Source organism: Eubacterium sp. AF36-5BH (assembly GCF_003460505.1).
Taxonomy (GTDB): Bacteria; Bacillota; Clostridia; order Lachnospirales; family Lachnospiraceae; genus Eubacterium_G.
On sequence record NZ_QTVG01000003.1, the window covers coordinates 1 to 13,688 of the forward strand.

Annotated in this window: 9 protein-coding genes; 1 reads left to right on the forward strand and 8 read right to left on the reverse strand. The window is 32.1% G+C overall.

The window, feature by feature from the left end:
* Positions 1-195: 195 nt before the first annotated feature.
* From DW006_RS03000 to DW006_RS03025, 6 genes are all read right to left on the reverse strand, one after another.
* Positions 196-879 (reverse strand): FadR/GntR family transcriptional regulator, encoded by a 684-nt coding sequence (locus DW006_RS03000; RefSeq protein ID WP_022164500.1) that lies wholly within the window; start codon positions 877-879, stop codon positions 196-198.
* Between the two features lie 250 nt (positions 880-1,129).
* Complete coding sequence (locus DW006_RS03005; protein ID WP_117998995.1) at positions 1,130-3,799, reverse strand: hypothetical protein; 2,670 nt, start codon at positions 3,797-3,799, stop codon at positions 1,130-1,132.
* Between the two features lie 134 nt (positions 3,800-3,933).
* The gene (locus DW006_RS03010) at positions 3,934-6,543 is read right to left on the reverse strand and encodes a cation-translocating P-type ATPase (RefSeq protein ID WP_117998996.1); all 2,610 of its coding nucleotides are present in this window, start codon (positions 6,541-6,543) and stop codon (positions 3,934-3,936) included.
* A 328-nt stretch (positions 6,544-6,871) separates the two neighbouring features.
* Entirely contained in the window at positions 6,872-8,494 is a 1,623-nt protein-coding gene (gene groL / locus DW006_RS03015; protein WP_117998997.1) for a chaperonin GroEL, read from the reverse strand.
* Positions 8,495-8,515: 21 nt separating this feature from the next.
* On the reverse strand, positions 8,516-8,800 hold the full coding sequence (locus DW006_RS03020) for a co-chaperone GroES (protein ID WP_117998998.1): 285 nt from the start codon (positions 8,798-8,800) through the stop codon (positions 8,516-8,518).
* A 159-nt stretch (positions 8,801-8,959) separates the two neighbouring features.
* Entirely contained in the window at positions 8,960-9,838 is an 879-nt protein-coding gene (locus DW006_RS03025) for a DNA glycosylase (RefSeq protein WP_117998999.1), read from the reverse strand.
* Positions 9,839-10,049: 211 nt separating this feature from the next.
* On the opposite strand from DW006_RS03025, the gene DW006_RS03030 reads away from it, so the two are divergent.
* The gene (locus DW006_RS03030; protein WP_117999000.1) at positions 10,050-10,769 is read left to right on the forward strand and encodes a hypothetical protein; all 720 of its coding nucleotides are present in this window, start codon (positions 10,050-10,052) and stop codon (positions 10,767-10,769) included.
* Between the two features lie 219 nt (positions 10,770-10,988).
* Here DW006_RS03030 and DW006_RS03035 read toward each other — a convergent pair whose 3' ends face one another.
* Entirely contained in the window at positions 10,989-12,683 is a 1,695-nt protein-coding gene (locus DW006_RS03035; RefSeq protein WP_117999001.1) for a glutamine--tRNA ligase/YqeY domain fusion protein, read from the reverse strand.
* Between the two features lie 260 nt (positions 12,684-12,943).
* Complete coding sequence (locus tag DW006_RS03040) at positions 12,944-13,654, reverse strand: 3D domain-containing protein (RefSeq protein ID WP_117999002.1); 711 nt, start codon at positions 13,652-13,654, stop codon at positions 12,944-12,946.
* Positions 13,655-13,688: the final 34 nt, after the last annotated feature.

Consider the following 13,688-nt stretch of genomic DNA (forward strand, 5'->3'; position numbering starts at 1 on the left):
CTACCATAACCGATGATTGCAATCTTCTTTCCATCTAATAATGATAAATTGCAATCTTCCTGATAAAAAATTCTTGCTTCTGACATAATAATAAAACCTCCTATTTATCTTTGTCTATGTTGGTATTATATTCCTTTAGTTGTCTTATGTCAATAACGTTGTCTGCTCTCTTTAAAATTTCCCCAATTTATTTATTTATTTATTGTCTAATCCCAAACGCTCTATTGCATGAATAATATGAACCTTCATTGCGTTTTTTGCACCCTCAGGATTTCTGTTTTTCATAAAATCTGTTATTAATTTATGATCAGACAAAATTTCTTCCATTTCCAAATTTTCATGTTCATAAATATAAACACCTTTTTGGATTGACTGTTGTAAGACAGGCTCCAGTTGATTTATAAATTCATTATGTGTAGCTTTTGCTATGGAGCAATGGAATGCCTTTTCTTCTTCTTCATAATCGATGCCTTTTCTAATAAGCTTTTCAATTTTTTCAGAAATAGACAGTATTCTTTCAATCTCTTTTTCTGTTGCTCTTAATGTTGCATAATATGCTACTTCAGGTTCGAAAATCAAACGCATTTCATATAAATCATTTAAACCTACCTTCGCTGTTGAACCTACTTCCAAGCCTTTAAATGTATATTGCTTAAAATCTTCTTTAACAAATGTTCCTTTTCCTCTTTTTATTTCTAAAACATTTGCTGTTACTAAAATTCTAATGGCTTCCCTTAATGTGATTCTGCTTACGCCTAACTGCTCAGATAATTCCATTTCATTTGGCAACTTATCACCTGGATTATATTTCTTTTCTACTGTTATCATAGACAAAATCACATCAGCAATGTCATCTGATAGTCTTTTGCTCTTTGCCATTTATATCACCTCTAATATGTTGCTTTTAAAGTCGATTATAGCACACTGTTTTAACTTTGGCTAATAAAAAAGTATCAGTCGTCTATTTTAAACGAATTTTCCATCTAAAATATCTGACTGACACTTTTATTATTTACTGTGAATTATTTAGCTATGATTTCCTTTCAATCCTTCAGTTTAACTAAACTATAACCTGTTATTGAATTGGTAATCAAGCACTGAATATATATTTTTTATTATTCACAATTTATTATTTAACTCTAATTTTCTTACTATACTTACCGTAGTAATACTTCTTACCAACTTTCTTGTAAGCACGAACTCTTATATAACCCTTAGGCATTTTCTTTGTTCTCTTAACTGTTACTTTTAATTTCTTTGTTTTCTTTGTAACAGTATTCTTCTTCTTGAAGTTACTCTTTGTTGAGTATGAAACTTCATAACCTGTTGCCCCAAGAACCTTTGATAGCTTTAATGTAGCTTTTTTCTTAGTAATTTTTTTCTTTGCTACTTTTGCTTTAGCTGGTCTGATCTTTAATGTAAATGTTGTAGACTCTCTGTATGCATTTATACCTGTAATAGTAATTTTTCCATTACCAATATTTTTGTTGTTAGTGTATTTAACAGTATAATCAACACCGTTTCTTAACTTCAAGCCATCAACAGTTACTACAACCTTAGGAGTAATATTCTTTCCTGTGTAAGTTTTTGTATAAACTCTTTGCATATTTGAATCATAATCAAAATCTCCTGAAATCTGAATATGGTTCTCATAGATTCCTTTTCTTGCTTTTTCATAAGTTTTATCTAACTGTGCTTTTCCATTTACATAAGATAAAACCTTACACATGTTACCACTTCCATAAACTCCGTAGCCTGCTTTGTTAATAGCGTAATCAATACCGCCATTACCGACTAAACTATATGTACAAACATTTGTAAATTTAACATTTGCAGTATTTGGACATTCAACAGCTGACTTCAAGTAACACTGTGCTTTCTGATAACATGAGTAAATACCAATACCATAGCCTTCATGGCTTGTTACATTGCTATTTACCTTGTAATCTGCATATCCGTATGTACCAGGTGCATTCCATACACTCTGGCTTGTAATATCGTATGGTAATTCACTTTGATACATATAACATTTTCCGCCGTTACCATTCCATACAGTCTGGTATTTCTGGAAATGCTCAACCATTAATCCATAAGTTGTAATGTTATCACCATTGAAGATTACACCTGTATCTGCAGTATTCTTGTCCCACGCTACGCCTGCACCATGGTCAGCTCTCCAAATCCAGAAGTTATCACCGATAACATTATTGCTGTTAATTACAACACAATTTGTTGTTTTACCTGGTGTGCTGTCAGCTCCACCAACTCTATAGAAAGTATCAATTAAGCAAATTGGATTATCAGAATTATCATTAGTATTCTTTTCTGTACCAACTGTTAATAAAGTACTTGATTTATTTCTTCCTGCATCAAATAAAACACCTGCAACCTTAACGCCTTTAACGTCAGCAATAGTCATACACTGATTTCCTTTAGTTGGTTTGAGAGTTGCATAACCAAGACCTAATACAACTGTATTTTCATTTGTAATTGTAATAGGTTCACTGATTTCATAAATACCAGGTGTTAAAATTAAATTCTTTCCGTCTTTAATTTCAGCATTAATTTTTGCTGCTGTATCACCAGGTTTTGCAACATAAAATTTATCTAAGCTAATTGTTTCACCTTTGATTTCATCTCCATCCCATGAAACACCTGTTGCATCCTTGCGTAACTCAGGAACAAATACTCTATATTCACCGTTTTTGTCAACAGTTAAGAATGGTTTTTCCTGAACTTCCGGAGTCTTTGTAACTTTTGTGTAAGCTAAATATGGCCATTCACCATCAGGACCGTTTTTAACTTCTGCGTTTGTACCAAGTAATGGCTTAACTTCACAACCAACGAAAACATAGTTCCAAACGCTTCCATCCCACTTGTTCATTTCAACGTTTCTTGATAACCATTGCTGCTGTGATCCACCTGCTACACCAGCTTCTGCAACTACATCTTTTCCTGTTTTACGGTCTTTATATGTGTACTTTCTACCTGCGATTTTTGAATCTGCAAGAAAACCACCACTGGCATATCCACCTTCATGATGTAAGTTTAAATTGCCTTTAATATTCATTCTTCTCATTGATGTTGCCTGAGAAACAGCCCACATTGTTGTCTGATTTGTAGTTGTTAAGTTTTCAACAGATCTCCAGAAATTACATAAAGCATTGTAATTAACTGAACCATCATATTTCTTGCCCTTCATCCATTCAGCTTTACATGTAATGTTGCCTAAAGTTGTATCTTTGGGTGATATTCCCATACCTGCAACCTGTGTGTAAAAACCTACATTAACATTAAGATTGTCGCTGTATGTTCCAGGTGCAAACATCATTGCATATCTGTCAGAGATAAACTGACCTGCCTCTGTTGTCTTATAAACGTTATCAATATATTTTTGAACTTCTGTTGTATTATCAGTGTCCTCAAATATTGCTGTGTTATATCCAAACGTCTCAATTTCATAAGATGTTGGATTAGACAAAGTATATTCTTTTCCATCTTTTACAAATGAAACCTTGTAATATTCACCATTATAATCTTTGTCATTGTAACTTGAATCAGAAGATGTTCCTACTTTTTCATATTTGGCAAATCTACTGCTTGCCTTGTAAATATTATAAGAACCACCATCTAATTTGTTCCATGTAATTGTACATGAACCGTCATCATTTTTTGCAAATTTCAAATTTGAAATAGTTGTAACATTAGTTGCTCCGCTAACCGGCATAACCGTTACACTTGTTAATACTAATGCCATAACTAAAACAAACGAAATTACATTTTTCTTAATTGTGTTCATTCTCTTCGCTCCTTTTTCCAAAATTTAATGTAATTTTATCATAATAGTTTTACTATTCCAAACAAAAAAACGTTTTTAAACAATGTGTACAAATAATGTTTTTTATATTATTAAAAATCACCAAAAATTTTTATCTATTTTCGAAAAAGATCACATATACTCTTTTTAATTTGGATTATTAAAGTTGGTAAAAACGCTAAAGCTAAAATCTTCACTAATTCCATTATATCTAAATTTTCAATCATAAACATTGTCTTTAATGGCGGAATAGTTAAAACTCCCAGTAGTAAAATTACACCTATTGCAAATGCTCCAATAATCCATTTATTTGTTCCTAATTTTATTTTTACAATTGATAAATCACTTCTACAGTTAAACCCATGAAATAATCTTGCCAATGTTAATACTGCAAATGCCATTGTACTTGCCTTTAACGACGAAGTCCTATCCCCCATTAAAAAGCCAGCAAAAGTTACTATAGAAATTAAACAACCATAAAGTAAAAGTTCCTTTGTAAATTTCTGCGTAAAAATTCCCTTTTTAGGATTTCTTGGTTTACTTTTTAATAATGATTCATCTACTTTTTCCATACCAATTGCCAATGCCGGTAGGGAATCTGTCAACAAATTAATAAACAATAAATGAACCGGCTTAAATGGTACATCTAAATTAAGCAATGAACATATTAATACAACAATAATTGCAGCTAAGTTTCCTGACAAAAGGAACAATATTGAATTAATAATATTTCTATAAACACTTCTACCATTAGAAACAGCTTTGATAATTGTGGCAAAGTTATCATCTGCAAGAATCATTGATGATGCATCTTTTGAAACTTCAGTGCCGGTAATTCCCATTGCAATTCCGATATCTGCTTTTTTTAACGCAGGTGCGTCATTTACACCGTCACCTGTCATTGCCACAATATTCCCCTGTCTTTGCCAAGCGTCAACAATTCTGATTTTATTTTCAGGTGATACCCTTGCATATACTGATACTTTTTTGATTTTATCATTTAGTTCTTTGTCATTAATTCTGTCAAGTTCTTCCCCTGTCATAACCAAATCATTTTCATTATAAATACCGATTTTCTCTGCAATGGCTCTTGCTGTTTCTTTATGGTCACCGGTAATCATTATTGGTTGTATGCCGGCTTCTTTTGCATGCTTTACAGCTTCCTTTGATTCTGTTCTTGGTGGATCCATCATTGAAATCAAACCTAAAAATACAAAATCTTCTTCATTCTCAAAACTTAAGTTCTCTTCCTTGTAAATTTCTTTATATCCAAAAGCTAAAACTCTGTAACCATTTTTTGAAAAATTATAATTAGTTTCCATTATATTTTTTATGTCTGAATCTTTTATTTCTCTTACTTCACCATTCAAACTTATACTTTTAATTTTATTAATCAAAACATCTACAGCACCTTTTGTAAAAACAATCTTTTTATTATCAATCTCATACTGAGAACTCATTATTTTTCTTGTAGAGTCAAAAGGATTTTCTTCTTCTCTTAGAAATTTTTTTCTAAGATTTACATAAGTTTCATTTTTTAAAACATTAGCTCTTTCAACCATTTCTAATAAACAGGTTTCTGTTGGATCACCAATATTTTTTTCAGTTGAAATTTCTGAGTCATTGTTAAGTATTGCATTATAAATTAAAAATCTTTCTGTTAAATTATCACAGGAACAATTTTCAGGTTTTAGGATTTTATTATTTACATAAATATCTTCTACTGTCATTTTATTCTGTGTTAAAGTACCTGTTTTATCTGAACAGATAACAGACACGCAACCTAAACTTTCAACAGCTTTTAAATCCTTTATTATTGCATTTTCTTTTGCCATTCTGCTTGTTCCCATTGCCTGAACAATTGTAATAATAGATGTTAGTGCCTCTGGAATCGCTGCTACTGCAAGTGCTACAGCAAACATAAGCGAGTCAAGTAATGCCTGCCCTCTAATTAAACTAAGAAGTAAAACAAAACCACATATTCCCATAATTACAAGTGCTAGTTTTTTGCTAAAATTATCCATGCTTATCTGTAAAGGCGTTTTCTTATTTTTGGTGTCATTCATAAGGGAAGCAATGTTACCAATTTCTGTGTCCATGGCTGTATTTGTGACAATAACTTTTGCCCTACCATAAGTTACCAATGTTCCTGAATACACCATGTTCACTCTATCTGCAAGTGGAGTTTCATCCTGTAAAACTATATCTGCCTTATCCACATTTAAAGATTCGCCTGTAAGAGAACTTTCATTTACCTGTAAAGAATAATTCTCTATTATTCTGCCATCAGCAGGCACCATATCTCCTGCTTCCAATATTAAAATATCACCAGGCACAATCTTTTTTGATGGAATTTCCATTTTCGCACCATTTCTAATTACTTTAGACACAGGTGATGATAATTCTCGTAAGGCATCAAGAGATTTCTCAGCTTTAAAATATTGAACAGTACCTAAAATTGCATTTAAAATTATTACTACCAAAATTACAATAGTGCTTTCCACATTACCCGATGCTAATGAAATAAGCGCCGAAATAATCAGAATAATAACAAGTAAATCTTTAAACTGGTCGAAAAATATTTGAAAAAATGTTTTCTTTTCTGTTTGTTCTAAAATATTTTCTCCGAAAGAGTTTAATTTTTCTTCTGCTTCTTTTGATGTTAGACCATTTAGAGTTCCAAATTGTTCTTTTAGCTGTTGTTTTGTTTTTTTATAATTTTCCATGGGAACCTCCTTGCTAATATTTGCATTTTTCTTTTTTATTTACAATGAATTCCCTTGGAATTCATTGTAAATAAAAAAGAACGAGATTTTTGTGCATCAAAAATAATGCACAAAAAGTCTCGTTCAACTAAATCTTGTTAGTTCTCTGGTCTCCGGTTCAATTATGAACGTACTGACGAAAACCAGAACATGTAAAACATGCAACTACTCCCCTTTTGTTGTAAAGGTTTATAATTTTTGATTATTATATCACACTGCAATCGAAAATACTAGTACAATTTCTAATAAAAATTCCAGACCTAAAATTTTCAGGGGCAAATTTCACAAATTACATGCCCATTCCCATACCAGGGTTAGCTGGCATAGCAGGAACATCTTCTTTTATGTTTGCAACAACGGATTCTGTTGTAAGTAATGTACTTGCCACACTTGTTGCGTTCTGTAAAGCGCTTCTTGTAACCTTAGCAGGATCAAGGATTCCGGCATCAACCATCTTAACGTATTTTCCGTTAAGTGCATCAAAACCTATTCCTGGTTCAGATTCTCTTACTTTATTTACAATAACTGAACCTTCAAGTCCTGCATTCTTTGAAATTGTAAATAATGGCGCTTCAAGAGCCTTAAGAATAATTGAAGCTCCTGTCTTTTCATCACCTTCAAGTGAATCAACTAATTCTGCTACTTTCTTTGAAGCGTGGATATAAGCAGATCCGCCACCTGCAATAATTCCTTCTTCTACAGCTGCTCTTGTTGCGTTTAAAGCATCTTCCATTCTTAACTTGTTTTCCTGCATTTCTGGTTCTGTAGCAGCACCTACTCTTATTACTGCAACACCACCGGCTAATTTTGCAAGTCTTTCCTGTAATTTCTCTTTATCGAAATCCGATGTTGTTTCTTCAAGCTGAGCCTTAATCTGACCAACTCTTCCTTCGATTTCTTCTGATGCTCCAAGGCCATCAACAATAATTGTATTTTCTTTTGTTACCTTAACAGATTTTGCTCTACCTAAATCTTCAATTTTAGTTTCTGCAAGAGATAAACCAAGTTCATCTGAAATAACCTGACCACCTGTTAAAATAGCAATATCTTTTAACATTTCCTTACGTCTGTCACCATATCCAGGTGCCTTAACAGCTACTACATTAAATGTACCACGTAACTTGTTTACGATAAGTGTTGTAAGAGCTTCACCTTCAACATCTTCAGCAATAATTAAAAGTTTTGCACCAGACTGTACAATCTGTTCAAGTACAGGAAGGATTTCCTGAATGTTAGAAATCTTCTTATCTGTAATTAAAATATAAGGATCTTCTAATGTTGCTTCCATCTTTTCCATATCTGTTGCCATGTAAGCTGAAATATATCCTCTGTCAAACTGCATACCTTCAACTAAATCAAGTTCAGTTTTCATTGTCTTTGACTCTTCAATTGTAATAACACCGTCGTTTGAAACTTTTTCCATTGCATCTGCAACCATGTTACCAACTTCTTCGTCACCTGCTGAAATTGCAGCAACCTTTGCAATCTGTTCTTTTCCTGTTACAACACTGCTCATGTCAGCGATTGCTTCAACTGCACAATTTGTAGCTTTCTTCATTCCTTTTCTAAGAATAATTGGGTTAGCACCTGCAGCTAAATTCTTCATACCTGCGTTAATCATTGCCTGTGCTAAAACTGTAGCTGTTGTTGTACCATCACCTGCAACATCATTTGTCTTTGTTGCAACTTCTTTTACAATCTGTGCTCCCATATTTTCAAAAGCATCTTCTAATTCAACTTCTTTTGCAATTGTTACACCATCGTTTGTAATAAGTGGTGCCCCAAATGATTTATCTAAAACTACGTTTCTTCCTTTTGGTCCAAGTGTTACCTTTACTGTATCTGCTAACTGATTTACACCTGCTTCAAGAGCCTTTCTTGCTTCTGCTCCATATTTAATTTCCTTTGCCATAATAAATGCCTCCTATAAAAATTATTCAACTATTGCAAGTATGTCTGACTGTTTTACAATAATGTATTCTTCATCATCTAATTTAACTTCATTGCCTGCATATTTTGAAAAGATAACAACATCCCCAACTTTAACATGCATTGTTACTTCTTTTCCATCAACTAATCCACCGGGACCAACTGCAACAACTTCTGCCTGCTGTGGTTTTTCCTGTGTCTGACTTGTTAAAATAATTCCTGACTTTGTTTTTTCTTCAGGAGTAGACTGTTTTAATACTACTCTGTCTGCTAATGGTACTAATTTCATTTTGTTACCTCCATATGTTATATTCATAGGTTCTAGACCTGCTTTTTTATATTTTGTTAGCACTCTTTAATTATGAGTGCTAATCACTAATACATATATTATCACTTTTCTTATTAAATGCAACCCAAATAATAAAAAATTAACAAAACTGTTACATTTTTATTTTCCTACCTTGTTATCTCTGCCAAAACAGAATAAATATTGTTGGGCATAGCCACCGTATTCTCCGTATTTTTCTCTGGCAAATTCAGCAATCCTTTCCTTAGATGTATCTTCACCATTGAAATAAACTGACTCCATAATTCTTTTTATCCATACATCAATTGGAAAAGCATCTCTGTAGCCAAGTGAGAAAAGCATTACACAATTGGCGACCTTTTCACCAACACCTTTAATTTCTATTAGTTTTTTTCGTGCCTGCTCTTCATTTAAATTCTTAAAAGTTTTCTCACATAAATAGCCACTACTAAGTTTTTCCACTGCATCAGCCAAATATGGTGCCCTGAAACCTGTTTTCATTTCTCTAAATCTTTCTTCCGTTATTGTTCCAAGAACCTTTGGTGATGGGAATGAATAATATTTTTCATTGTTTATAGTACCCAGATAATTTCCATATTTTTCGCTAATTTTTTTTACAAGCTGTTTAATATGGGGGATTTGTTTATTTTGGGAAATAATAAAAGATATAAGCATTTCATGAAACTGTTGATTTAAAATTCTAACGCCATATTTTTCCTTTATTGCAGGTTCCAGTTTTTTGTCATTTCGCAATAAAAAATTTTTAATTTTTCCATAATCACGTTTTAAATCAAAATAATGAATCCAAATATTTTCGACTTCTTCTATAGAATTATTGAAGAAAATCAAATTATCATCTTCCTGTTTTACATGTATTAATTTCTCATAGGCAACAACTACATATTCATTATCATTTTGCTTATAAAATCTAAAACACTGACCACATTCTAAAGTCTGTTCCAAATTAAAATCATTTATTCCCTCTATAATTGTATTATTTTTTTGCTGGTATATTCTCATTTTTTTCTCCTATTGTATTTCATAATAACACTAGCCTAACATTTTTAATTATCAGATTCAATAGAATCATTTGCCAATTAATATATCATGAAAAAAAGCTTATACTAAATATATATTCTTACTTTATTTTATAGCAGTTTCGTATTATAATTAAAGAAAATTTGTAACGACTAATACAAATATATTTAGAATAATAATTGGAGGTTTAGATATGGGATTTTTAAAAAAATTATTTGGAACAGCAGCAGTTACCGGAGCCGCTGTTGGTGGTGCATTATATGTGAAGAAACGCAAGGAAGAAAAAGATATTGACGAAGATATTTTTGAAGATTTTGACGATTCAAAAGCATTTGATGTTGCAACTGATGACAACGGAGATTCTACTAAGGTTATAATTACAATTAACAAACGAAAAGTTAAGAATTTTGCTGATAGTGCAGCAGATAAGATTATTGACACTTCTGAAAAGATTAAGGATACCGTATCTGAAAAGCTTGGAGAAGACAATGTTAATATTATTAAAGATAAAGCTAGTCAGGTAAAGGAAAAAGCTTACGAAGCTGCTGACATTGCAAGTGAAAAGGCAAAAGATTTTCGCGAAATGGCTGTAAGCAAAGTTGGCGAAGATAAAATCGATGCTACAAAAGAAAAGATTAGCAATGTTGCAACTAAAGTAACAGATACAATTAACAATACAATCGACAAGATGACTTCTACTTCTTCATCACATCTCAACGATATTGATGATAATCTTTTTGATGAAGACGATTTGGAAGATGCCTTTACTGATCAGGATGTAACAGAAGACGATTTCGTTACTGAAGATGATGTTACAGTTGACTCAAAAGAACAGGGCGACTTATATGAAGAAGATTCTGATGGCGATGATTTAGATGATGATTTGCTTACAGATGAATTAAATGATCTATAAAACATAATTAGAAAATTTGTTTTTAGATTCACCTGCTTTTTCTTTTTATTTTTGATACTTTTTAAGGTTTCAGACTTTTATATAAAGTTTGGAACCTTTCCTATTACACAAAAAGAAGTCTTTATTGATATACGATTTTTGCTTTCCAAATATCTATCTTAATAAAAACTTCTTTTTAATTTATATTCTTTTTATATTAATCTTAATACCAATTCCATTCTATTTCTTTGGCAACTTAAATGAGCTCTTAAGTGATACAATTCTGTTAAATACAGGATGCTCAGCTGTATAGTCTTTTAAATCTGCACAGAAATATCCCTGTCTTACAAACTGGAATTTATCTTCAGGCTTAACATCTGCAATGTTTGGTTCAACATAACAATCTGTTAATACTGTCTTTGAGTTAGGATTTAAGTTAAGAGTTCCATCTTCATTTAACTTACCTTTTTCTTCATCAACAATGTTTTCATAAAGACGTACTTCTGACTTAACACCATGACGTGCTGAAACCCAATGGATAGTTCCTTTTACTTTTCTACCTGTAAATCCACTGCCACTTCTTGTTTCAGGATCGTAAGTTACATGTATTTCTGTTACCTTACCGTTCTCATCCTTCTTGTAATCCACACATTTAACAAAGTAAGCATTCATTAATCTTACTTCATTACCAGGGAATAATCTAAAATATTTCTTAGGTGGCTCTTCCATAAAATCATCGCGGTCAATATAAATTTCCTTACAGAATGGTACTTTTCTTGTTCCAAGTTCAGGACATTCAACATTATTTGCAACGTCAAACCATTCAACCTGATCTTCAGGATAGTTGTCAATTATAACTTTAATTGGATCTAAAACAGCCATTAATCTTGGTTTCTTAGCTTTTAAATCTTCTCTGATGCAGTATTCTAACATTGCATAGTCAACTGAGCTGTTACTCTTTGAAATACCACATAATTCAACAAACATCTTAATTGATTCAGGTGTAAAACCTCTTCTACGCAAAGCTGCAATAGAAACAAGTCTTGGATCATCCCAACCGTCAACAATTCCATCTTCAACTAACTGTTTAATATATCTCTTACCTGTTACAACATTTGTAACATATAACTTAGCAAACTCAATCTGTCTAGGTGGATTTGGATACTCTAATTCTCTTACTACCCAGTCATATAATGGTCTATGGTCTTCGAATTCCAATGTACAAATTGAATGAGTAACCCCTTCGATTGCATCTTCAATTGGATGAGCAAAATCATACATAGGATAAATGCACCATTTATCTCCTGTGTTATGGTGTGTCATGTGAGCAACCCTATAAATAATAGGATCTCTCATATTAATATTAGGGCTTGCCATGTCAATTTTGGCTCTTAATACTTTTTCACCATCTTTATATACACCGTTCTTCATGTTTTCAAACAGTTCAAGATTCTCTTCGACAGTTCTGTCTCTGTAAGGGCTGTCCTTACCGGGTTCTGTTAAAGTACCTCTGTATTCTCTAATTTCTTCAGGTGACAAATCACAAACATAAGCCTTGCCTTTTTTTATAAGCTTAACTGCAGCTTCATACATTTGTTCAAAATAATTTGACGCAAAAAATAGTCTGTCTTCCCAATCTGCACCTAACCACTTTATATCTTTTAATATTGATTCAACAAACTCTTCCTTCTCTTTTGTAGGGTTTGTGTCATCAAATCTCATATTAAACTTTCCGTTATATTCTTTTGCTAATCCGTAATTTAATAATATTGATTTAGCATGTCCTATATGAAGATATCCATTTGGTTCAGGTGGAAATCTTGTCTGAACATGGTCGAATCTTCCTTCTTCTAAATCTTTGTCAATAATCATTTCAATGAAGTTTCTTGACTCAACTTTTTCATTATTTTCTGTATTAATGTGTTCCTTATCCATTTTTGCCTCCAGTATTATTACTTCATCATATCCATTTAATAAAATATGTAATTAATTAGAATATAATTGTTTTTAACCCATAGTGTAGAAAATTATACACTAAATACAATATGTTTTCAAGAATAAATGGGCTGTGCATAATAAAAAGTTTATCTTCACCTTGTTTACTAATTTAACCGAAATTTGAGAAAATACTCACTCAACAGTTAATTATGTATTCAATGTAAAAATAAACTTTTTATAATTATATATTTAGTGTTCTATCTTGCAACAAATACTTCTACGTATCTAACGCCCCACTGTAATGCAGCTGAATGTGAGCTGAAGAACATATCAATATGATTCCCTCTTACTCCACCACCTACATCTTCAACAGTGTAAGTATGACCGTTAATAACTACCTTTGTTCCCATTGGTAACTTTGATGTATCAGCGGCAATTGTTCTGCCTGCTGTTGCTCTCTTACCTGATGCAGTAATACCATTGCTCTTACCGCAACATGATGAACATGGGCAGTAACCTGTAATTTTAAAAGTACCTAAACTTCTTAATTTTGTTTTCTTCTTTGTTACCTTTTTCTTTGCTTTAAGCTTCTTAGCCTTCTTAGCTTTTAATCTATTAGCCTTAGCTCTCTTTGCTTTAAGTTTTTTAGCCTTTTTAGCTTTCTTCGCCTGTGCTTTAGTAGCTGTCTGTTTGCTAACACCTGTATTTGGTGAAATAATAACCTTTTCTGTTTCCTGTGTATTTAAAAATAGTTTTGTTTCTTGTGTGTTTAAGAAATTTGCAGAAAGTTTTGAGTTTTCATTTAATTCTTTAACAACTTTCCCCTCTTCGTTCTGTGTAATTACTTCAGTATGGTTATTTGCCTGCTTATCACTTTTATTACCTGTTAATGTCGGTGCCTGTATTGCTACAATTGCCAAACTAAATATTATAAGTGCTGTACAAGTAACAACTTTTACTCTGTTCATAATATAACTCCTTTTCTGCGCAATTTGGTTGCGC

Bases quoted from the DNA above. Each gene is read 5' to 3' on its own strand.
- DW006_RS03000 (WP_022164500.1), bottom strand. From the start codon at position 879: ATGGCAAAGAGCAAAAGACTATCAGATGACATTGCTGATGTGATTTTG.
- DW006_RS03005 (WP_117998995.1), bottom strand. From the start codon at position 3,799: ATGAACACAATTAAGAAAAATGTAATTTCGTTTGTTTTAGTTATGGCA.
- DW006_RS03010 (WP_117998996.1), bottom strand. From the start codon at position 6,543: ATGGAAAATTATAAAAAAACAAAACAACAGCTAAAAGAACAATTTGGA.
- groL (WP_117998997.1), bottom strand. From the start codon at position 8,494: ATGGCAAAGGAAATTAAATATGGAGCAGAAGCAAGAAAGGCTCTTGAA.
- DW006_RS03020 (WP_117998998.1), bottom strand. From the start codon at position 8,800: ATGAAATTAGTACCATTAGCAGACAGAGTAGTATTAAAACAGTCTACT.
- DW006_RS03025 (WP_117998999.1), bottom strand. From the start codon at position 9,838: ATGAGAATATACCAGCAAAAAAATAATACAATTATAGAGGGAATAAAT.
- DW006_RS03030 (WP_117999000.1), top strand. From the start codon at position 10,050: ATGGGATTTTTAAAAAAATTATTTGGAACAGCAGCAGTTACCGGAGCC.
- DW006_RS03035 (WP_117999001.1), bottom strand. From the start codon at position 12,683: ATGGATAAGGAACACATTAATACAGAAAATAATGAAAAAGTTGAGTCA.
- DW006_RS03040 (WP_117999002.1), bottom strand. From the start codon at position 13,654: ATGAACAGAGTAAAAGTTGTTACTTGTACAGCACTTATAATATTTAGT.